Source organism: Acinetobacter sp. B-6 (assembly GCF_056930735.1).
Genome location: NZ_JBXPBY010000015.1, coordinates 39,234 through 60,968, shown reverse-complemented (window position 1 = coordinate 60,968; position 21,735 = coordinate 39,234). Strand labels below are relative to the sequence as shown.

General features: G+C 37.2%; 19 protein-coding genes. 10 read left to right on the top strand and 9 right to left on the bottom strand.

Features of this window, described 5'->3' with window-relative positions; genetic code table 11:
* The first annotated feature begins 313 nt into the window (after window positions 1-313).
* From AC1Z3T_RS17085 to AC1Z3T_RS17065, 5 genes are all read left to right on the top strand, one after another.
* Window positions 314-814 carry a hypothetical protein gene (locus AC1Z3T_RS17085; RefSeq protein WP_004828006.1) on the top strand — a complete coding sequence of 167 codons (501 nt, stop codon included), beginning with the start codon at window positions 314-316 and terminating at the stop codon, window positions 812-814.
* 163 nt (window positions 815-977) lie between these two features.
* A complete protein-coding gene (gene tatA / locus AC1Z3T_RS17080) occupies window positions 978-1,142 on the top strand; it encodes a twin-arginine translocase TatA/TatE family subunit (RefSeq protein ID WP_004828008.1) in 165 nt (54 codons plus the stop codon).
* A 20-nt stretch (window positions 1,143-1,162) separates the two neighbouring features.
* Window positions 1,163-1,537, top strand: a complete 375-nt coding sequence (locus tag AC1Z3T_RS17075) for a twin-arginine translocase TatA/TatE family subunit (RefSeq protein ID WP_004828011.1) — start codon at window positions 1,163-1,165, stop codon at window positions 1,535-1,537.
* Between the two features lie 15 nt (window positions 1,538-1,552).
* Window positions 1,553-2,305 (top strand): twin-arginine translocase subunit TatC, encoded by a 753-nt coding sequence (tatC, locus tag AC1Z3T_RS17070; protein WP_004828013.1) that lies wholly within the window; start codon window positions 1,553-1,555, stop codon window positions 2,303-2,305.
* A gap of 463 nt (window positions 2,306-2,768) precedes the next feature.
* The gene (locus AC1Z3T_RS17065; protein WP_228153665.1) at window positions 2,769-4,553 is read left to right on the top strand and encodes a cholesterol oxidase substrate-binding domain-containing protein; all 1,785 of its coding nucleotides are present in this window, start codon (window positions 2,769-2,771) and stop codon (window positions 4,551-4,553) included.
* A 207-nt stretch (window positions 4,554-4,760) separates the two neighbouring features.
* Here AC1Z3T_RS17065 and AC1Z3T_RS17060 read toward each other — a convergent pair whose 3' ends face one another.
* The 3 genes from AC1Z3T_RS17060 to AC1Z3T_RS17050 form a co-directional block, all read right to left on the bottom strand.
* The gene (locus AC1Z3T_RS17060) at window positions 4,761-6,101 is read right to left on the bottom strand and encodes a CitMHS family transporter (RefSeq protein ID WP_004828017.1); all 1,341 of its coding nucleotides are present in this window, start codon (window positions 6,099-6,101) and stop codon (window positions 4,761-4,763) included.
* Between the two features lie 388 nt (window positions 6,102-6,489).
* On the bottom strand, window positions 6,490-7,821 hold the full coding sequence (gene paeA, locus AC1Z3T_RS17055) for a polyamine export protein PaeA (protein WP_004828019.1): 1,332 nt from the start codon (window positions 7,819-7,821) through the stop codon (window positions 6,490-6,492).
* 143 nt (window positions 7,822-7,964) lie between these two features.
* Window positions 7,965-8,954 carry a LysR family transcriptional regulator gene (locus tag AC1Z3T_RS17050; protein WP_004722769.1) on the bottom strand — a complete coding sequence of 330 codons (990 nt, stop codon included), beginning with the start codon at window positions 8,952-8,954 and terminating at the stop codon, window positions 7,965-7,967.
* A gap of 635 nt (window positions 8,955-9,589) precedes the next feature.
* Here AC1Z3T_RS17050 and AC1Z3T_RS17045 point away from each other — a divergent pair.
* The gene (locus AC1Z3T_RS17045) at window positions 9,590-11,194 is read left to right on the top strand and encodes an isocitrate lyase (protein WP_004828022.1); all 1,605 of its coding nucleotides are present in this window, start codon (window positions 9,590-9,592) and stop codon (window positions 11,192-11,194) included.
* Between the two features lie 368 nt (window positions 11,195-11,562).
* Here the strand turns inward: AC1Z3T_RS17045 and AC1Z3T_RS17040 are convergent, their stop codons facing one another.
* The 6 genes from AC1Z3T_RS17040 to AC1Z3T_RS17015 form a co-directional block, all read right to left on the bottom strand.
* Window positions 11,563-11,850 (bottom strand): PA4642 family protein, encoded by a 288-nt coding sequence (locus AC1Z3T_RS17040; RefSeq protein WP_004828024.1) that lies wholly within the window; start codon window positions 11,848-11,850, stop codon window positions 11,563-11,565.
* Window positions 11,851-12,071: 221 nt separating this feature from the next.
* Complete coding sequence (gene minE, locus AC1Z3T_RS17035) at window positions 12,072-12,344, bottom strand: cell division topological specificity factor MinE (RefSeq protein ID WP_004722763.1); 273 nt, start codon at window positions 12,342-12,344, stop codon at window positions 12,072-12,074.
* Window positions 12,345-12,346: 2 nt separating this feature from the next.
* A complete protein-coding gene (gene minD / locus AC1Z3T_RS17030) occupies window positions 12,347-13,159 on the bottom strand; it encodes a septum site-determining protein MinD (RefSeq protein WP_004722761.1) in 813 nt (270 codons plus the stop codon).
* A 66-nt stretch (window positions 13,160-13,225) separates the two neighbouring features.
* Entirely contained in the window at window positions 13,226-13,945 is a 720-nt protein-coding gene (gene minC, locus AC1Z3T_RS17025; RefSeq protein WP_004828026.1) for a septum site-determining protein MinC, read from the bottom strand.
* Between the two features lie 141 nt (window positions 13,946-14,086).
* Complete coding sequence (locus AC1Z3T_RS17020) at window positions 14,087-15,136, bottom strand: preprotein translocase subunit SecA (RefSeq protein WP_483396806.1); 1,050 nt, start codon at window positions 15,134-15,136, stop codon at window positions 14,087-14,089.
* A gap of 37 nt (window positions 15,137-15,173) precedes the next feature.
* Complete coding sequence (locus AC1Z3T_RS17015) at window positions 15,174-16,091, bottom strand: acyltransferase (RefSeq protein ID WP_199993621.1); 918 nt, start codon at window positions 16,089-16,091, stop codon at window positions 15,174-15,176.
* Between the two features lie 241 nt (window positions 16,092-16,332).
* Here AC1Z3T_RS17015 and AC1Z3T_RS17010 point away from each other — a divergent pair, with 241 nt between their 5' ends.
* The 4 genes from AC1Z3T_RS17010 (at window position 16,333) to AC1Z3T_RS16995 (ending at window position 21,690) form a co-directional block, all read left to right on the top strand.
* On the top strand, window positions 16,333-16,983 hold the full coding sequence (locus AC1Z3T_RS17010; RefSeq protein ID WP_004828032.1) for a YiaD family glycine zipper/OmpA-like lipoprotein: 651 nt from the start codon (window positions 16,333-16,335) through the stop codon (window positions 16,981-16,983).
* Window positions 16,984-17,418: 435 nt separating this feature from the next.
* Window positions 17,419-19,458, top strand: coding sequence for a UvrD-helicase domain-containing protein (locus AC1Z3T_RS17005; RefSeq protein ID WP_004828034.1), 2,040 nt, complete (start codon window positions 17,419-17,421; stop codon window positions 19,456-19,458).
* Window positions 19,459-19,566: 108 nt separating this feature from the next.
* Entirely contained in the window at window positions 19,567-20,019 is a 453-nt protein-coding gene (gene dut / locus AC1Z3T_RS17000) for a dUTP diphosphatase (protein ID WP_004828035.1), read from the top strand.
* A 231-nt stretch (window positions 20,020-20,250) separates the two neighbouring features.
* On the top strand, window positions 20,251-21,690 hold the full coding sequence (locus AC1Z3T_RS16995; protein WP_483396805.1) for a phosphomannomutase/phosphoglucomutase: 1,440 nt from the start codon (window positions 20,251-20,253) through the stop codon (window positions 21,688-21,690).
* Window positions 21,691-21,735: the final 45 nt, after the last annotated feature.

Here is a 21,735-nt window from a genome sequence, read left to right as displayed (position 1 = left end):
AAAGCGAAGATATGATTAAAATTTTACCACCACTTTGTCATTACTTTTAATGGAATGGATATAAACAAGAATGCTTGAGAGAATTGCGAAAAGTACACAGATGGTGGCTAAGCAAAACAATAGTAGAAGAGGTGTCTGGTTAAATATATGTTTATACAATGAAAAAATTGCAAATAGAGGCAGTTTAAGAATGATTGTGAGATGAATATTTTGAAGCCAATCTTCTATGGATCTGAAATTAAGATTAACTCTGATTTAATTTCAAAATTATGCGAAAATAGCGATTCTATTTATTTTTTGTTTTAGGACTCCCATGACAGATTCTTCTGCATCATTAAGTGATATTGAAATTTTAGACATTCTTCAGTCGATGAAATCGGATGAATTGAATGTTGATGCAAAAAAAATCATTCGTGAGGGTGGAAAAGCAGGGCGTCAAGAAGCACATAAACAGGCATTGGTTGCATTAAACCAGAGCTTTGAAGATAAATTTGTTGAAGCGGTTACATTGGCTCTAAATCTGAATGAAGCGCAAGCGAAGAAAATCCGTTACAAAAAAGACCGTGTTCGTATTTTAAAAGCCAAAGGCATTGATTATTTAGCGATTGATGGTGCTGAAACAGCGCAAGTATTGTCACAAGTCGCGCAGGCAATTGTTCGTGAAGATGCAATTGTGACACATGATTTGCACAATATTTTCCCATTCTGGAAAGAAGGTTGGCCAATGGTACAATTCGACAGTGCTTATAAAATTTTAGAAGATGATATTTCAATCCACTATCAAGCATTACTCGATGTCTTAATTCATCCTTGAATTATAAAAAGCGCTAATCAGCACAAGCAAAGGTTTTGTTGCTGATTAGAAAATATAAAAATAAAGAAAATCTTAACAATTGTTTAACAATTTATATTCGTCAATAATAATAATTGTTTTATACTGCTTATTTTAACAAAACTACATTTGAGAGATAAAAATAATGATGGGAATGTCAATTGGACATATTGCTTTATTTATAATCATTATCCTTGTTATTTTTGGTACTGCCAAATTAAAGAATCTTGGAAAAGATGTTGGTGGTGCAGTCAAAGATTTTAGAAAAGCAATCAAAGAAGATGACCAAGACTCTACACATTTGAAATAAATTAAGCGTGGTGGAGAATTATGTTCGATGTTGGTTTTAGTGAGCTAATTTTACTTATCATTGTTGCAATTATTGTTTTAGGACCAAATAAAGCATCTGAAGCAATAAATTATATTATTCAAGCAAGAAGAAAATTAAGTCATTTTAAAAGTGAATTTCATCAATCTATTCAAAAGCAATTAGATTTAAATGATTTAAAAAGTGAATTAACACATGAAATGGGTAATATAAAAAAATTAGAGGAAAAATTATATGAATATTTAAACTATATGGAAAATAAAGATAAGGAAGAAAATATAAAATATTATCCAATCGATCATTTTCAATTTAAAGCACCTTTTAATACAGTATTTGTTCTAGAGCATCTGATGTTGTGGAACTGTTTTAAGATTTAAAAAAGAGGAGAAGTTTTGAATAACGTTCTTACAGAAAAGCCAATCATAAAAGAAAAGGGGTTTTTACTCTATTTTATTGAAATAAGAAAAATTGTCATTCAACTGTCTATTCTTTTTTTAATGATTTTTTTAAGCTTAGCGCCATTTTCAGCGAAAATTTATAGTTTTCTAGCTTTACCTCTACAGTTAAAGTTGCCACCTTCTGCACATATGATTGCCACCGATGTAACATCTACATTCTTATCACCATTTAAGCTTGTTTTTTTTATTACGCTGATTTTATTAATGCCCTTTATTTTTTATAAGGTTTATTCATTTTTAAATACTGCACTTCATAAAAAGGAGCGATGGGTGTTGTCTTTGTTTTTTATGTCTAGCGTCATTTTATTTTATTTAGGAATATTGGTTGGGTATTACTTTATTTTACCTAAGGTGTTAAGTTTTTTTATGGGGATTGCTCCAGATGTTGTTCTTCCCATGACGGATATAAATCAGTATCTAATGTTTTCGATAAAGCTTTTTGTTGTTTTGGGTATTGTTTTTCAATTACCACTCATTACTGTGCTTGCTGTATATTTTAATTTAATTGATTTAAACGTGTTAAAACAAAAAAGATCATTTATCTTTGTTTTTTGTTTCTTTATTGCCATGTTTATCACGCCGCCAGATATGCTTTCGATGGCAATTGCTGGTTGCTTTATGTATTTTTTATTTGAGCTTGGTTTATTGATTTCTTTTATTTTATTTCGTAACACAGAAACTGAATAAATCAGAAAATATCGTATTGTTTATATTTTTTTTGCGAATGAAAAATAATCGTGATAGATTAAGGTTTTCTTAATAATTTAAGATAACCATTTAACAATAAACTCAATAAAAGAGGGAAATCATATGATTTTAATTCAAGCAAAACAGTACCAAGTCCATTTGATATATGCGCTGTGGGGATTGAATTCATAACATTATGTTGAGCAAGTAAATTTTATGAACATAATTAAGCCCTTTTTTAGTTTTGAAAGGCGGAGGGTACTTCAAAATTTAAATATAGATTTCATTTGTTCTTGTACATTCTTCAACGTGATTAAAAACGTTGTTTGTAATTTATTTAATATTTATAAATATCATGTATTTATGATTTAAATTGCGCCTAGTGCGAACTTTTGATTTGGTCTGTAAATCTTCATATTTACAGCTGATTGATAAAAATAAACCTTGAAAAAGAGTGATGATGATGAATAAGAAAGTTGATTTCGATCCAGCAAAACGTGATTTTTTAAAAACAATGGGAAGCCTTGCTGCATTTGGTGCCGTGACTACATGGATGCCTGTTCAAAGTGCCAAGGCTTGGATATTTCAACACCATGATCGATTAAATAATTTTCCATCGAAAATACGTCTTCATAAGCAACGCTATGAAAATTGGTCGGGTGAATCAAAATATGAAAATGCATGGACTGCTGTACCCAAAAATCAACAAGAGATTTTAGCGGTGATCAATTGGGCTGCTGAAAATGGATATAAAGTTCGGGCAAAAGGTATGTCGCATAATTGGTCGCCTTTAATGCTAGATGACCACGATCAAGTCATGAAAGTGATTCTGATCGATATGCCGACTCATATCAATAGAATGTCTATTGAATCTGATGGGGTGGTCACTGCTGAAGCGGGAATTCAAATGGAGGCACTCTTAAAGTTCATGGAGGACAATGGGCGTGGCTTTGTTTCAATACCAGCACCAGGTGATTTAACATTGGGTGGTGTTTTGGCAATTAATGGTCATGGTACGGGTGTTCCTGCCAAGGGAGAAACTTTAGTTGCAGGACAAACATTTGGTTCGATCAGTAATTTGGTCGTCTCAATGACAGTCGCTGTCTTTGATGCACAGCAGCAGAAATATGTCGCAAAAACTTTTTATCGGAACAATCCAGATATTCGGGCTTTCTTGGTGAATCTTGGTCGTGCATTTGTGTTATCTGTACAATTGCAAACAGGAGCAAATCAATATTTACGCTGTGAAAGTATTACCGATATTCACCAATTAGAGTTATTTTCACCCAATAAAGATGCTGGGCGTACTTTCGCTAAATTTCTTGATCAGTCTGGTCGAGTTGAAGCGATATGGTTTCCGTTTACCGATTATCCTTGGTTGAAAGTTTGGTCAGTGACTCCACGTAGACCACTGACATCTCGTATTGCATTCCATCCTTTTAATTTTTGGTTTTCAGATAATTTACCTAAACCACTTGCAGATTTGATTCAAAAAATTGTCATTCAGAAGAATCATTATTTAACGCCGGCATTTGGACAAATGCAGTTACAAATTGCGACATTGGGGCTGCAAGGGACAATTTTTTCAGGTATTACGACGATCCTTACGCATGGTTTAGCTGCAACACAAACATCTGATTTATGGGGACCCTCTAAAAACACTTTACTCTATGTAAAACCAACAACTTTAAGGGTCACTGCAAATGGTTATGCTGTACTGACCAGTCGAGAGAATGTGCAACGTGTGATTGCTGATTTCTGTTCAGAATATCAAATCCGTTTAAAACAATACCAACGAATAAATCGTTACCCAGTGAATGGACCCGTTGAGATACGTGTTACTGGATTGGATCATCCCGCTGATTCAATACTTGCCAATGCACAAACTGCCGCTTTATCTGCGATAAAGCCATGTCCTGATCATCCAGAATGGGACTGTGCGGTTTGGTTTAATATATTAACTTTGCCGGGTACGCCTTTTGCAGCAAGGTTCTATGCTGAAATCGAATCATGGATGACTCAGCACTATCAAGGAGATTGTTTGGTTCGTCCTGAATGGTCAAAAGGATGGGCTTATACCTATGACAAGGCATGGGACAATGTAAATTACTTAGAAAATGAATTACCTAAAGTACATGCATTCGGTCAAAGTAATGATTTAACGATTCAATCCGCAGGACAGGTATTAAAACGATATGATCCAAAAGGATTATTTGTATCTCCTTTTCTTGAAAAAATTTTTAAATAGATTGAAATGATTTATCGTTTTTTTAGTCTAAAAACATACAATTTTTCATGAATTTTAGGCAATTTTGTTTGATTCAAATACTTCTATTTATGTAAATAGCGCCAAAAGTCAGGAATATTTTTAAGCTGGGTATGTGCTTATACCACTAAATGCACAAAAGCCGATATTAATATCGGCTTTTGTGCATTTTTAATTCATGTATGGCGTTTAATGCATGGTTGAATATAACGGGAATACGCCAAGTAACATTGCTGCAACGAGCATGACTAAGCAGGTGAGAATCGCCCATTTAATCGTGAACTTTTGATGTTGCCCAAATTCAATCCCAGCCAATCCACATAATAAATAAGTGGATGGAACCAGTGGTGAGAGTAAATGTACAGGCTGCCCAACAATTGAAGCACGTGCCATTTCTACGGGTGTAATCCCATAGTGACTTGCAGCTTCTGAAAGAATCGGCAATACACCATAGTAGAACGCATCATTTGACATAAAGAAGGTTAACGGCATACTAATCACAGCGGTAATGGGTGCTAAAAATGGACCCATACTCTGTGGGATAATCGCCACCAATTCTTTAGACATGGCATCGACCATGCCTGTTCCTGTTAAGATCCCCGTAAAGATCCCTGCTGCGAAAATGATACCCACAACGTTTAGCGCACTGCCTGCATGATGAGCGACTAAAGACTTTTGCATATCTACATCTTTGTAGTTCACAACCAGTGCAATACAAAGCGCGATCATAAACAGAATAGGTAAAGGTAAAACACCTTTCACCAAACAGATCATTAATACAACGGTTAATAAACCATTGAACCATCTTAAATGTGCACGGTTTGCTTCAGGATTAGTTGAAATCTGAATATCATCTCCATGACTGACATCGAGTTCGATAATCCCTAAACGCTTACGTTCCATACGCCCATACATAAAACCAACGAAGTATAACCATAGAATGGCAATCAACATCGGTAAGACCATCGGGACAAAGATATCACTTGCTTCTACATGTAATGCACTGGCAGCACGAGCAGTTGGACCACCCCAAGGAGTTAGGTTCATAATTCCGCTGGCAAGCATCATTAAACATGCCATAATCAGTGGGCTCATACCCAATCGTTTATAAAGTGGTAACATTGCGGCTACACAGATCATGTAGGTGGTTGAGCCATCACCGTCTAAAGAAACAATTAAGGTTAAAGTAATTGTCCCAATGACGACTTTTAACGGGTCACCTTTAACCAGTCTTAAAATGAATTTGACTGAAGGATCAAACAGACCTGTATCGATCATGATGGCAAAGTAGAGAATGGCGAATAATAGCATCACGCCAGTAGGGGCAAGCTTTTTAACACCCTCTAACATCATTTCGCCAAGTTCTTTGATTTCAATATGCCCTAGACTGTCCACGTAGAAGCCAAGACCGTAAGCGATGAGTGCGAATAGAATTGGGATAAGTGTGAGCGCAGCAAGTGCAGTCATTCGTCTAGACATAATTAAATACATAAAGCATAAAATCATGCCTAAACCTAATACGGTTAGCATAGTTCAATCCTTGAATGAGACTTTTATTGCAGAAGTCTTTTAGTTTTTTAAGCAGAAGAATGCTAATAGTTATTTGATTAAATTTAAATATATTTGTAGAAATATTAAATGAGTGACTATTTTTTTAATAAATAGAGTATTTAAAACAGATATTTAAAAACGTCATTCATTTTTGCACCAAAATGGTTATAAAGTTTAATGCATTGATTTATATATTTTTATTTTAATATTGTTTTTGAATAGGGGATTCATGGTAATTTTCATATTTCAAAATATTATGAATAAATGTGATAGGAATAACATAAAAGAGCAAAGCTTTTGTGATAAAGGGAATCTTTTATTGGTAAAAGCTCAGTAAGGAAACTGAGCTTTTGTAGTAAATAAATGGCTATGAAGAAGGGTTTTCTTCAGATGTTGGTAGTTCTGGTCTTTCAAGTAAGCGGGTCACCAAAAGCTGATCAATTTTAAAATGATCGACATCGACTACTTCAAATTTATAGCCGCCAAAAATAACAGTATCTGCAGGTTTAGGAATTTTTCTTAATTGGTACATCATAAAACCTGCCAAAGTTTCATAGTTTTCTTCATCTGGCATTTCATCAATTTCTAGCGCATGCTTCATGTCTTCAATGGGCGTACTTCCATCAATCAGCCACGAATTATTATCCCGTTTGATAATTTGTTGCTCTTCGTCCATTGGGGTTACCCAATCACCCATTACCGTGATCATGATATCCGATAGGGTAATCACGCCGACGACCAATGCATATTCATTAAACACGACAGCAAACTTTTCTTTACTTGATCGGAAACGGTCAAGCAATTCAGAAAGAGTCAGCGTGTCTGGAATACTCAACACAGTACGAATGGTCGATTCGTTTAATTGATTGATTTTTTGATTGTTGAGAATGCGAACTAAAATATCTTTAGCATCCACATAGCCAATCACTTGATCAATCGTTTCATTACAAACTAAAAATTTTGAATAGGGATATTCCGCTAACTTTTGACGAATGCTTTCCTCTGGCTCTTTTAATGTAAAAAACACCACATTTTCACGTGGTGTCATACTTGAGGGAACATTACGCTCTTCAAGCTCAAACACGTTCTCAATAAAATGGTGTTCTTGTTTTTGTAGCACGCCTGCTTGAGCACCAGCATCCATCACTGCTGAAATATCATCGAAAGTGATGTTGTCTTCGCGGGTGGTATTCACTTTGAACAGGCGGAACAATAGGTTTGCAACGGCATTGATAAACCAAGCCAAAGGTTTACAGATGACGATAAAAACTTGAATTGGATTAATGACTGCAACTGCAATTTTTTCAGGTGCAATCATTGCCATACGTTTTGGCATTAAGTCTGCAAAAAGAATAAATAGCGAGGTTACTAAAGTAAAGGACAGTGCAAAGCTGATGGTTTCAGCCCACGGACCTACATAAAAGCGAGAAACAAATTCAAAGAAATAAGGGCGGAATGCGCCTTCACCTAAAATACCACCTAGAATCGCGACTGCATTTAACCCGATTTGGGAGGCAGCAAAGAAATCGGCAGAGTTTTGCTGTAAGTCTAAGACTTTTTGTGCTCGCTCATCGCCAGATTCGGCAAGAATTTTGAGTTTAACTTTACGCGCACCGGCAAGTGCGATTTCAGTTAAAGATAAAAAACCAGCTCCTGCAATGAGTACTGCGATAATTAGGATATTCTGGAAGAGGCTCACGAATCCACCTGTGGATCATCATTATTATGAGAAGTTATGAATACATAATAAATTAACACATAAAAAGGGGCGGTAGTGAAGAAATCCACTACCGATTTGGAATGAGTATAAGCTTGAAATGATAAGAATTTAAGAAATTTATCTTAATATTGCGAAAAATGTGAATTATTTTGCATGAATTCACGGTTTTCTTCTTCAATCATTTGGCGTGCAACATAAAGAATCAGTTGACGTAACCAACGATGAGCAGGGTGATGATGTAGTAAAGGACACCATGCCATTTTTAACTCAAACTCAGGAATATAAAATGGAGGATCTTTGATTAATAAGTTCTGGCTTTTCGCTTGTAAGCGAGCAATACGCGTCGGCAAAGTGGCAATCAAATCTACATTCGATGCCAATAATGCTGGCATTTGATAATGGCGGGTAAACACAGAAATTTTACGTTTTTGACCAATACGTTCTAAGGCTTGATCAATCCAACCTAATCCAGCTTGCTTTTCAGGGTTTACTCCAAATCCTACACCCATTCCCGTTTTTGAAACCCAAATATGCTGTGCATCTAAATAGCTTTTAAGATTTAAGTTGCTTGAAGCAGGATGTTTGTTATTAAGTAGGCAAGAAAAGCTGTCACGCCACACTAAAACTTGGTGGAAGCTTTGTGGAATTTCATTGAAGCGATTAATCGCTAAATCAACTTTACCTTGTTCCATATCTCGGTAAGACACGTCACTTGGCGTAAGAAAGTCAAGAACCACATTCGGGGCTTCTGAGCGTAGTGCTTTAACTAAACGAGGAACTAAAGTTGCCTCCGCATAGTCTGAAGTCATAATGCGAAAGACACGGTTACTGGTATATGGTCGAAACTCAGTACGTGGTTCTAAAATCATCGATAAGTCAGAGAGGGCATCACGGATACGTGGTTGTAATTCTAGTGCACGTTCTGTTGGTGTCATACCTTCTGATGAGCGAATCAAAAGAGGATCATTAAATAAATTACGCAGACGACGTAAAATATTACTCATTGCTGGTTGCGTTACACCCAACTGTTCAGCTGCACGAGTCACATTTTTTTCACGTAAAAGAACGTCAAGGTAAATTAAGAGGTTAAGATCGACCCGCTCCAGATTCATAAAAAAAATACCGAAAATAAAATTTAGAAATCACATTGGATTATGCCATAAGGAAATGCTTTTGTGTAAAAAGTAGATGAAAAAACAACAACAGACCCTACTTATTATGAGATTTCTAAAGGTAGTTTTGTGCGTAATTGTATTGGATAGGTTAAACACTTTCAAAAATACAAATCATCATGTTTGAGATTCTATATGAAAGTGTACTTTGCAATGAGCTTTGCGCCTTCCAAACAGCAAATATGGTACTCATTTAAAGCATAAGAAGTTCAGTGTTTGTATATTTTTACATCAAAAAAAACAACTTCAAGTATATTTTTAACAAGTTCAGACTTAAGTCTAATAAATATAAATTGAGCAATCTGGTGCATAATTAATCAAAGTTCTTTGATTGAGATGATTTAAAATTAAAGAAAAAATAAAGGCTTAAAAAATTCTTACATAATTATAATACGACTTTGATCTATATATTTTTTAAATAAATACTGAAAATTAACTCAAAATATTGGATTAATTTAGGCACTCAATCTAAGCTAACTTCATAACAACGAAGTGTTCTAAATCTGAACAATCAAATACCGAGTGGATTTGGCTCTTCGATTGATGAAATCCTAATATTATTACAGGAACATATCATGACTACATACCAAACAGCGATTGATGCAATCCGTGAATTAAAAGCAAAATTCGGAAGCACATGGCGCGATATTAGCCCAGAAGATGCTGCTCGTATGCAGATGCAAAACCAATTCAAAACTGGTTTAGATATCGCTAAATACACAGCTGCGATCATGCGTCGTGATATGGCTGAATATGATGCAGATTCTAGCAAATATACTCAATCATTAGGTTGCTGGCATGGTTTCATCGCGCAACAAAAAATGATCGCGAACAAAAAATATTTCGGTACAACAAGCAAACGTTACATCTACCTTTCTGGTTGGATGGTTGCTGCACTTCGTTCAGAATTCGGTCCTCTTCCTGACCAATCTATGCACGAAAAAACTTCTGTACCTGCATTGATCGAAGAAATCTATACATTCTTACGTCAAGCTGATGCGAAAGAATTAAACGATTTATTCCGTGCGCTTAAAAAAGCTCAAGAAGCAGGTGATACTGCAAAAGCTGCTGAAATTACTGCTCAAATCGATGGTTTCCAAACTCACGTTGTGCCAATTATTGCGGACATCGATGCTGGTTTCGGTAACGAAGAAGCAACTTATTTACTTGCGCGTAAAATGATTGAAGCTGGTGCTTGTGCCCTTCAAATCGAAAACCAAGTATCTGATGCGAAACAATGTGGTCACCAAGCTGGTAAAGTAACAGTTCCACACGAAGACTTCATCGCTAAAATCCATGCATTACGTTATGCATTCTTAGAAATGGGTCTTGATGACGGTATCATCGTTGCACGTACTGACTCTGAAGGCGCTGACTTGACTCAAAAAATCCCAGTGGTTAAAGAGCCAGGTGACATTGCTTCTCAATATATCAGCTACTTAGATACTCAAGAAATTGATATTGCTGATGCTCAAGAAGATGAAATCTTGATCAAACGTGATGGTAAATTACACCGTCCTAAGCGTTTAGCTTCTGGCTTATATCAATTCCGTGAAGGTACTCAAATTGACCGTGTTGTACTTGACTGTGTGTCTAGCTTACAAAATGGTGCTGACCTTCTTTGGATCGAAACTGCAACTCCAAACGTTGAAGAAATCGCTCACATGGTTAACCGTGTACGTGAAACAGTTCCAAATGCGAAGCTTGTTTATAACAACAGCCCATCATTCAACTGGACTTTAAACTTCCGTCAACAAGCTTACGATCGTTGGGTTGCTGAAGGTAAAGATGTTTCTGCTTACGACCGTGCTAAATTAATGAGCGCTGAGTACGATAACACTGAATTAGCTGCTGATGCTGATGCAAAAATCCGTACTTTCCAAGCAGATGCTTCTCGTGAAGCAGGTGTATTCCATCACTTGATCACACTTCCGACTTACCACACTGCTGCGCTTTCAACTCATGAGCTTGCACAAGGTTACTTCGGTTCTGAAGGTATGTTGGCTTATGTTGCTGGCGTACAGCGTAAAGAAATCCGCGGTGGTATTGCTTGTGTTAAACACCAAGCAATGGCTGGTTCAGACATCGGTGATGATCACAAAGAAATCTTCTCTGGTGACAATGCACTTAAAGCGCATGACGATGCTAAAAACACAATGAACCAATTCGCTGCTCACTAAGCACTGACTTGATTCGAAGAACCCAGCGTAAGCTGGGTTTTTTTTGGTTAATGATAAGTTATATCTTTCAAGGTGTATTTGTGAAGTAAACTGGTGATTATTTTGAATAACTCTATGTTTTAACTTCAACAATGGATCTTCATGAGAGGGAGAATAAGGTCACAAAAAAGTCACCTAGCATTAATCCTAAAATCTTTGATGTTTGGTGATCGTCAATATTTATATCTAATACAAAAAATTAGTACACAATCATATATGCGTTGCTCTAGCTTTACTATTCATAAAAAAACACCCGATGATATTCATCGAGCGTTTGTATCAAATAAGTCTAAACTTTTTAAAAGTTCGTCATTATTCCTTTTGAATGTTTAAGCAAACTTTGCCAATACTTCTAAGAAACCTTCTTTTTGACGCGGGTATTCAGCAATCACGTCATGAATACGCTGACCTTCGGGATTGGTTGCATTAATGTCACGACCATCAGCGACAAACTTAGTCAATAAGCGTTCATAATCAAAAGGACGCATATGCTTAAAAGCATGATACAACACATGGAAATCTGTGTTGATTCCTTCAGGAGGAAGTTGATCTAAATAGGCAAATACACGCTCGTCTGACCATTCTTCATTGAACGTTGCTGGCTGTGAAAGTGCCATAACAGCATCTCCTCAAAAAATCTAAATCTAATTGTTTATCTTAGTTTGCAGCATTATATAAAAGCTATTGATATTTACGCTAATACGGATAAATACAATATTTAGCTGAATAAAATCTAAAATAAAAGGGCAAAATATCTAGCAAGAGTAAAAGCGATGCTTTTCTAACTCCGCGACATATTTTGCCCTGAATCAATTCACTTGACTAATCAATAATGAAATTATCGTTCTTCAGGTAAATTGATATTCATTTCCAACATTTCAATGTTGGCTTCTGAACGAACTTGCATTTGAATATGCTGTTCATCCACACCACGTACATAACGATTGACCACTTGCATGATTTCTTTTTTCATTTGATCAATCTTGTCTTGGCTCAGGCGTTTGCCCAAACCATTTTCAGAAGCAACAATAACTTTTAAGCGATCTTTAGCAGTTTGGGCGCTAGATGGTTTGTCATCGTTGCTAAAAAGTTTACTCCAAAATCCTGCCATTTCTACGCTCCAAATAATCGTGCTAACCAACCCTTAGGTTTCACTGTAATGTGACGATAAGGACGTTCTTCACCCAAGAAACGAGCAACTAAATCATCATACGCTTGTCCAGCAGAAGCTTCTTGGTAAAGAATGACAGGTTTACCTTCATTCGATGCCTGAAGCACACTTGGACACTCTGGAATAACACCAAGAGTAGGCACACGTAAGATATCTTTAGAAATATCGTCAATGGTCAACATTTCTTGTTTATCGGCACGTTCAGGGTTAAAACGTGTGATACATAAATGTTTACGAACACGTCCTTCGTTGTTTTCAACTTTTTTCGTTTTGCTGTCGAGCATTCCAATAATACGGTCAGAATCTCGAACAGAAGAAATCTCAGGGTTGGTCACAATAATGGCTTCATCTGCATGATACATGGCTAAAATCGCACCACGTTCAATCCCTGCAGGTGAGTCACAAATAATGTAATCAAACTCTTGAGAAAGTTCATCAATTACACGTGCGACACCATCATCGCTTAAGGCATCTTTATCACGTGTTTGTGATGCAGGTAAAATATATAAATTTTCAATATCTTTATCACGAATCAAGGCTTGTTGTAAGCGCGCTTCGTTATTGATGACATTAACAAAATCATAAACAACACGACGTTCACAGCCCATAATCAAATCAAGATTACGCAACCCCACATCGAAATCAATCACAACAGTTTTATGACCACGTAGGGCTAATCCTGTTGCAAAAGATGCACTCGTCGTAGTTTTACCTACGCCACCTTTGCCTGATGTAACGACAACAATTTTGGCCACCGAATCCACTCCTGTTATGGTCATTTACTCGATTGAACGAGTTTTATATGGTGTTTAATTTATACCTTAAAATTGCAAAGCTTCAAATACTAGCTCTTGCTGATCATTCAAGTAAATTTGTACAGCTTTTTTTATGACATCTTGCGGAATATCATCTGCTACACAATATGTTCCTGCTATAGAAACCAATTCGGCTTCTAATGAATGACAAAAAATTCTTGCAGTGGTATTCCCACCTGCACCAGCGATGACTCTACCACGAACACTGCCATAGATATGTATATTTCCTGAAGCAATGACTTCTGAACCACTATTGATACCAGCATTTAGAATGACATCGCCGTGGTCTTGAACAATACATTGCCCCGTTCTTAAAATTTCATCATGATATGAGGTTGCATGACTTAATGTTTTAGGCGTATTCACTGTTGTAGTTTTTGTTGGTTGATCAGGCTGTTTTACAGGTGTTTCAACCACTTGTTCTTTAGTGGGTTTAATCCGCTGTAAAGGACGATCGGCAGGCAAAACAGGGAATTGAATTGCTCTGGCTTGATCACCCAACAAACCATCAATCACAGCCATTGGCTGTAAATCTAAGCTGATAATCAATTGAATCAAGGCGATAAGCTCTTGTTCAACTGTGGTATCAATAATGACCAAAGCCCCTTGATAAGAGGTTTCACTCATCATTGAAGTTAATTGCTGGCGGATGGCATCATGATCATTAGTATCGAAGGTTAATCGGGTAAAATTAACCATTCTGCCTGTAATCCGTATATCAGCCATAATTGTTCCTTAAAAGGCTTGTGACCTAAATTTTTCTATCTAAAGTCAAATTGTAAATTAGGGCAAATGCTAGAACATATTCAATGATTTCTCTAGCAAAGATACAAATATTTTCAATGAATTGCTTATTCTTTGAATCACTCAATCTTTGACCTGATCATTTTTTTCTAATTCAATTTGCCATTGTTTTACTTTCACTTGCTTTCTTAATGATTCTAAACTTTCATAGACAACAGATTCAACTAATTCTTCAAGATGCTGATTTTCAATATTTATCTGACTTAGCTTGGTAGAAATAAGTTGATAAGTTGCGTTTGGATTTTGAACACTACCTTGGGTAAATGGTTGCACTAAGCCTTGAGTAATGTTTTCTCCCAGTTGTTGTCCAATATTTTGAATTTGATTTTCAATCATGCTACCTGCAATCGGAATCAATCTTAATAATTGAGTGAGTTGGGGGGTATCTTCAATGGCTTGACGAACGATTTGCCCAACATTGTGGGTAATTTGAGTGCTTTGTGCTTTTAATTCTACAGCCAAAGACTCCTGTAAAATTTCAGCCAAAGTCTGTGCAAAACGTTCTCGGTGGTGATCAACCAAGTCATGAATGATCTTTTTATGACTCGAACTGGTGTCAAGTTCATGTTTGATCCCATCAATCACAGTGATGACAACACGGTCAGAAAGTTCTTCCATCAGTACACGATAATAAAAGACGATACGTCTCATGATACTGTCAGGAATGACCTTATAGCCTAATTCATGAAAATGATATGCAATGATGCCTGCCCGAATTAAACGTAAAAAACGTAGATAGGGGATAATGGCTAAAATTTCATACCAGTGAATAAAAGGGAAGAAGAACCAACGGGCATGATGTTTGTTGACAATAGCAATCAACCAACGGATGCCCAACTCAACAACCAAGAAAGTAATAAACCAACTTTCTGTTTTAATCACCCAGGGATGTAAATCCGTTTTGTAGTACTGTAATACTTGGGGAAGCTGAATTTCATTAAACAACCAATCGCCAAAATTGCTCATCAAAAAGGCATTGGCACATAAACAGAATAAGTTAAACAAAATGATAAACATCATAAAGATGTCATAACCAAATGATATCCACCATCCTCGTGACATCTCTTGTTTGGGTTGTGCCTCTTGTTGAGGGGCGTTAACTTGCTCTGTCATGCCAATCCTTTACATTGAATTTACAAAAAAGCTGAGATTAGCTTTTATATTTTTCTTTCATGGTGCTGATCAACTGATCTTTTTCAGCCCATAACTGATCCACCCAATTTTGAAAACGTTGACGATATTCCGCATCGTCTTCATAGTTCCCGCCCAGTACCCAATCTGGAATTTCAATTTTACGCATATTTACAGCGATTCGGGGCACTTCACCCAACCAAAATTCACCGTAACCAGGTGCACCATCTGGATAAACAATGGTCATGTCCACCAAAGCATCAATTTGATCACCCAAGATACTTAAAGCAAGCGCTAATCCTCCTGCTTTTGGTTTAAGCAGATGGGTGAAAGGAGAGTGTTGTTGGTCATGCTTTTGTTGGGTAAATCGGGTACCTTCCAAATAGTTTAATAGGGTGAATGGCTGGCTGAGAAGCTGTTCACAGGCTTTTCGTGCTTCCTCCAAATCGCGATATTTGAGTTCTGGATTTTTTGCAATTTGCGCTTTACTATGTCGCTTCATCATTGGGAAGCCTAAAATTTTAAAGGCTTGCCCAACAAAGGGAATAAATATAAGTTCCCATTTGGTGAAAAAACGGGTCAAAGGCATACGAGTTAAGCCGAAGTATTGGTTGACTGTGGTATCTACCCAGCTTTGATGGTTACAGGTCATTAAATAACGTCCCTGCATATTCAGATCGAGATTGTCATCAACACTGATATCCCATTGTGTTTCTGGTAAAACATGGTCAATCAACCAGTTATTTATAGCTAGCCAGCTATTGGTGATATTAATGTTGGTTTCATCCACTTTCTTGGACTTTTTAAACAATTTAGTCAGACCTAAAGCAAGCACTGGCGGACCATGAAAAAAAGTACTCCCAGTGATCACTGTACCAACGGTTAGCCCTTTCGTAATTTTTTTTAAAATAGGTTGCTTCTGCTGCTGAGATGACATAGAACAGTCCTAGTGATTTATGGTGAATGTGTGCTCAAAGTACACAATATAGTCGTTACGATTTAATTTAAAAAGGTACATTTAATGACTATGTATAAATTATGATGATCAGTTTTGTTAATTTTGTTGTAAATATTACAAAATGTAAAAAAAAATGTGAATTTTAACAAAACGTCTATAGTGGCGCTTTGTTTTTTATACCAAAATTACCCTAACAAAAAACACAACTTGGAGGCATGCAATGCGTGCACTATTAATTACAACACTTACAGCTGGGGCTCTTGTACTTTCTGGCTGTCAAACGACTGGTAATAACATCGGCGGTATGGAATACGACAAATCTGCTTTAGGTGGTTTGATCGGTGCGGCGGCAGGTTATGGTTTGTCTCGTGGTAACGCAAACAGTTCTGCACAAAACAACCGTGCAGCAGCAATTGGCGCACTTTTAGGTGCGGGTGCTGGTCTTTACCTTGACAATAAAGAGAAAAAATTACGTCAACAAATGCAGGGTACTGGTGTAGAAGTTAGCCGTAATCCAGATGGCTCTGTTGCATTGATTATGCCAGGTAGCATTACTTTTGATACCAACAAGGCAAACATCAAACCTAACTTCTACGGTACGTTGAACAAAGTTGTTCAAACATTGAAAGAAGACAACAAGAGCGTAATTCTTGTGACTGGTTATACTGATAATACTGGTAATGATTCAATCAATATCCCATTGTCACAAAACCGTGCTGCTTCTGTAGCAAACTATTTGAGAGGTCAAGGTGTTCAAAGCCGTATTGATACTCAAGGTTATGGTTCACAAAATCCAATCGCAGATAACTCAACTGCTGCTGGTCGTGAACAAAACCGTCGTGTAGAAATCAGCATTTACGCTGCAAGCTAAAAACGATAAATACTTATTCTTTTTGGTTTAAGTGTTTGAAAAGGAATCATAATTTTATGATTCCTTTTTTATTTTATGGTTGATATAGCAGATGATTCACTATTAACTGGTGATTTAATGCTAAAAAAGTGCTGATGTATCTAGCCTATATTTTACTCAAGCAAACTGTTTGGAAAATAATCGACGATGATTTTTTAAGGAGAATAGGGAGTGTCTTAAATGGCTGAGCAACCAACTGCAATTTAAAATGGGCATAATGATTGTATAAAAAAAGGTAGTGATTGAAACTCAACAAGCAAAATAGATCACCGAATACGCTATTTAAAGTAAACCATCTAAACGTGGTTTTTTTATGTCGGAAAAATTCAAATTAAGCATTTTGCAAGTCTACTTTAGATGACTATAATCGAGCTCGAAGTTTGATGAGGATGAACAATGTCGAAAGCAAGTCAACTAAATGACAAGCAACTTGAAGCCATGAAATATACTCAAGGACCCTTGTTAGTACTTGCAGGGGCGGGTTCAGGTAAAACTTCAGTAATTACAAGAAAAATTGCTTATCTTGTACAGCAATGTGGTATTCCTGCACACCGAATTACAGCAATGACCTTTACCAACAAAGCAGCGCGTGAAATGAAAGAGCGTGTTGGTAAATTATTGGGTAAAGAAGAAGGTAAAGGGCTCTCAGTCTCAACTTTCCATACCTTTGGTTTAAATCTATTACGTATAGAGCTTAAAAATACACCACTTAAAAATAATTTTTCAATTCTTGACTCGGATGACTGTAAACGAATCCTGATGGACTTAATGCATCGTGATAATTTGTCAGGTGCTGAAAGTAAAGATTTGATTGCCAAAGCCATGAAGAAGATCTCTGATTGGAAAAATGATCTGATTGTGCCTGAGCAAGCACATACCACCTGTGAAACACCCGAAGATGTCCAATTTGCCCATTTGTATCAGCTATATGAGCGAAACCTGCGTGCTTATAATGCAGTAGATTTTGATGATCTTATTGTGATGCCAACACGGCTGTTACAAGAGAATGCCGAAGTGCGTGATCGTTGGCAGAACCGTGTGCGTTATTTGTTGGTAGACGAATATCAGGATACCAATACAGCCCAATATATTTTGGTAAAATTATTGGTCGGGGTCATGGGGCAATTCACTGCTGTAGGCGACGATGACCAGTCCATTTATGCATGGCGTGGTGCCAAGCCTGAGAATATGGCGTTACTTAAAGAGGATTTCCGCAATTTAAAAGTCATCAAGCTTGAGCAAAACTACCGATCAACCAGTCGTATCTTAAAAGCAGCCAACCATGTAATCGAAAACAATCCGCATATTTTTGATAAAAAATTGTGGAGTGATAAAGGGCATGGTGAAGTGATTCGAGTGATTACTTGCCGAAATGATGATGATGAGTCAGAACGTGTCGTTAAAGACTTGCTTACGCATAAATTAATGAATGGTAAGAATTGGAAGGATTATGCGGTGCTTTATCGTGGTAACTTCCAAGCTCGCGTACTGGAAACTCAACTTCGACAAATGCAGATTCCTTATAAGTTATCGGGTGGACAATCATTCTTTGGACGCGCTGAAATCAAGGATGTCATGAGCTATTTGCGTGTCATTATTAACCCTGAAGACGATAGTGCATTCCTACGCATCATCAATACGCCTAAACGTGCCATTGGTCCAGTGACATTGGAAAAATTGGGGCTATTTGCGCAGGAAAACCATTTATCTTTATTGGCAGCAGCCAGTGATCAGCGTTTGACAATGGTGATGCCGAAAAAGGCAACCACACAGTTGGCTGAGTTTGCAGGCTTTATCAATGATTTTACTCGTGAATTGCTGGATGACGATGAACCTGTTCCTAAAATTCGTCAGATGATGAATGAAGCCGGTTATATTGATTATCTTCGTGAAACTGCAGCGACGCCGGCACAAGAAAAAACCAAACTGGATAATGTCGAAATGCTTTATACCAGTATCCAGAGTTTAATCAATCGTGCAGAAGATGTGGATGAAAAGAACATTGAAAGTGTAATTCGTAAAATGGTCTTACTGGATATGTTAGAGCAGCAACAGGAAGATGAAGACACTGACAAAGTTAATCTTTTGACACTGCATGCTTCCAAAGGTTTGGAATTTCCATTTGTTTATATTATGGGCTTGGAAGAAGAACTTTTACCACATAAGAACTCGATTGCCGCGGAAACCATTGAGGAAGAACGCCGTCTCATGTATGTGGGCATTACCCGTGCACAACAAGGTTTAACTTTAACTTTGGCTGAGCAGCGTAAAAACGGTGGGCAAATGAAGCAAATGACGCCGAGTCGCTTTTTAGATGAACTGCCACAGGATGAGCTGGATTGGTTGGGGCGTAAGAAAAAACTTGCTGAAAATGTTGATCCAAAACAACAGGCTCAACAGTATTTACAGAATCTAAAAGCGTTATTAAAACGCTAATTTTGAAATATGCACTTTGCTTGTTCTGTAGCCTGACTGTTGATGCACAGGCAACTTAGCAAGAGTGCAAAGTGCATTTAATTTTTTTATTTAAGCAAGGATTTCAATATGAAAGTTCAAGTAAAGGTACTTGATCCACGTTTAGGTCAAGCATGGCCAATGCCTACATATGCAACTACAGGCTCTGCAGGTTTGGATTTGCGCGCATGTGTTGATGAAGCGATTCAAATTGAACCAGGTCAAACCGTTTTAGTAAAAACAGGGATGGCGATTTATATCGAAGATCCTCAATTTGCAGGCTTAATTTTACCGCGTTCGGGCTTAGGTCATAAGCATGGTATCGTGTTGGGTAATTTAGTTGGATTGATTGATTCAGACTATCAAGGTGAATTGATGGTTTCTGTGTGGAATCGTGGTCAAACAACGTTTACTTTAGAACCTGGTGAGCGCTTGGCACAATATGTGTTGGTACCTGTAATTCAAGCGCAATTTGATATTGTGGATGAGTTTGAGGCGACAGAACGCGGTGCTGGTGGCTTTGGTCATACAGGCAAAAACTAATCGTTTAACACTTGTTTAAAAAGCCTGAGTTATCAGGCTTTTTAAAGTATTTTTTTGATATGTAACAAAAAGTATGTATAAAGCCAAGTAGAAAACTGAATATATTATGAAGAATTTGTTGATAAATTGCATTAAGCCCTAGAATAAATTCTCAAATAAATGAATTGTTTACTCATCATGATCAAAATGAAAGTTGAGTAATAGAGGGTTGGCAAATAGAAGTTTTTGCTTATGATGAAAATGAATGATTTTCCTTTTCAAATTTTCCGTGCATATGACATTCGTGGAAAAGTTGAAATGATGAAACCTGAGTTAATTCAGGGCATTGCTGATGCCTTGGCAAATCAACTCATTGAAAAGGGTCAATCACAAGTGGCTTTGGGCTATGATGCACGTTTAAGCAGCCCCGTTTTTGCTCAAATTATCAAACAAGTATTTCAACATAAAGACATCGATGTGACTGAAATAGGGTGTTGTTCCACACCTCAATTGTATTTTGCCGCACGTAATACGCAGGGGAATGGCATTATGGTGACCGCCAGCCATAACCCTAAAACGGATAACGGTATTAAATGGATTATTCAGTCTGAGCCACCATCTCCAGAAATGATCCAATATATTGGGGTTCAAGCTGCACAATATCTGCAAAACACCCAGTCTGTGGAGCGTATGCCAGTATCAGGGTTTAAAACAACATCGCACCACATTAAATCTGAGTTCTGTTTATCTTATCAATCCACACTACTTAACGATATTCAATTAACCAGACCTTTAAAAGTGGTGATTGATGGTTTAAATGGTTCGGCTGGGTTTTGTGCCAATCTTGTGTTGAAGAAGCTCGGTTGCGAAGTAATTGCTTTGCGTTGTAATGCGGATGGTAATTTTCCAGATCATGCACCAGATCCATCACAAGCGACACATTTAGAATTGTTACGTCAGAATGTACTCAATCATCAAGCGGATATAGGGATTGCTTTAGATGGTGATGGAGATCGGGTTGTTCTACTCGATGAAAATGCGCATATCATTTCGGCTGATCGACTGTTGGCTCTATTTGCACAAATGTGTTTAAAAGATCATCCACAACATGAAATTGTTTTTGATGTGAAATGTTCCTCTATGGTGCGTCAGGTCGTTGAGCACTTAGGTGGACAAGCGAAAATGATTCGTACAGGCAGTAGTTTTTTACGTAAGTATATGTCGCAGTCAAAAGGACATGCTGTGTTTGGTGGCGAGTATGCGGGTCATTATGTATTTAACGACGGGCGTGGGCTTGGCTATGACGATGGCTTATATGCTGCTTTGCGTGTGATGGAATACTTATGTCATTTTCCTCAAGCCACATTGTCAGAAATTTTAGCTTCTTATCCTGATCGTTTTTATACTGAAGATACTTATATCAGTACCCACCATACAGATCCAAAAATTGTGCTGAATGAAATTGAGCATCTCAGTCATCAGTTTGGTGCTGAATTAAGTAAAATTGATGGGGTTCGACTTGATTTTGAACATGGGTTCGGCATTATTCGCGCATCCAATACGGGGGAGTATTTTACCGTTCGTTTTGATGCCGATTGTCAAAATCGTTTAGATGAGATTCGTCAGACATTTGCGTCTATGCTCCATGATCGCTATCCTATGATCGCCCAAGATATTTTACAGGCACATTGATTTTTTGCGCGATCCATACTCATCGATCAAGCCGCTATAACTCAT

Excerpts from the sequence above, each read along its gene's own strand:
- AC1Z3T_RS17085 (WP_004828006.1), top strand. The coding sequence starts at position 314 with ATGACAGATTCTTCTGCATCATTAAGTGATATTGAAATTTTAGACATT.
- tatA (WP_004828008.1), top strand. The coding sequence starts at position 978 with ATGATGGGAATGTCAATTGGACATATTGCTTTATTTATAATCATTATC.
- AC1Z3T_RS17075 (WP_004828011.1), top strand. The coding sequence starts at position 1,163 with ATGTTCGATGTTGGTTTTAGTGAGCTAATTTTACTTATCATTGTTGCA.
- AC1Z3T_RS17065 (WP_228153665.1), top strand. The coding sequence starts at position 2,769 with ATGAATAAGAAAGTTGATTTCGATCCAGCAAAACGTGATTTTTTAAAA.
- AC1Z3T_RS17060 (WP_004828017.1), bottom strand. The coding sequence starts at position 6,101 with ATGCTAACCGTATTAGGTTTAGGCATGATTTTATGCTTTATGTATTTA.
- AC1Z3T_RS17050 (WP_004722769.1), bottom strand. The coding sequence starts at position 8,954 with ATGAATCTGGAGCGGGTCGATCTTAACCTCTTAATTTACCTTGACGTT.
- AC1Z3T_RS17045 (WP_004828022.1), top strand. The coding sequence starts at position 9,590 with ATGACTACATACCAAACAGCGATTGATGCAATCCGTGAATTAAAAGCA.
- AC1Z3T_RS17040 (WP_004828024.1), bottom strand. The coding sequence starts at position 11,850 with ATGGCACTTTCACAGCCAGCAACGTTCAATGAAGAATGGTCAGACGAG.
- minE (WP_004722763.1), bottom strand. The coding sequence starts at position 12,344 with ATGGCAGGATTTTGGAGTAAACTTTTTAGCAACGATGACAAACCATCT.
- minC (WP_004828026.1), bottom strand. The coding sequence starts at position 13,945 with ATGGCTGATATACGGATTACAGGCAGAATGGTTAATTTTACCCGATTA.
- AC1Z3T_RS17020 (WP_483396806.1), bottom strand. The coding sequence starts at position 15,136 with ATGACAGAGCAAGTTAACGCCCCTCAACAAGAGGCACAACCCAAACAA.
- AC1Z3T_RS17015 (WP_199993621.1), bottom strand. The coding sequence starts at position 16,091 with ATGTCATCTCAGCAGCAGAAGCAACCTATTTTAAAAAAAATTACGAAA.
- AC1Z3T_RS17010 (WP_004828032.1), top strand. The coding sequence starts at position 16,333 with ATGCGTGCACTATTAATTACAACACTTACAGCTGGGGCTCTTGTACTT.
- AC1Z3T_RS17005 (WP_004828034.1), top strand. The coding sequence starts at position 17,419 with ATGTCGAAAGCAAGTCAACTAAATGACAAGCAACTTGAAGCCATGAAA.
- dut (WP_004828035.1), top strand. The coding sequence starts at position 19,567 with ATGAAAGTTCAAGTAAAGGTACTTGATCCACGTTTAGGTCAAGCATGG.
- AC1Z3T_RS16995 (WP_483396805.1), top strand. The coding sequence starts at position 20,251 with ATGATGAAAATGAATGATTTTCCTTTTCAAATTTTCCGTGCATATGAC.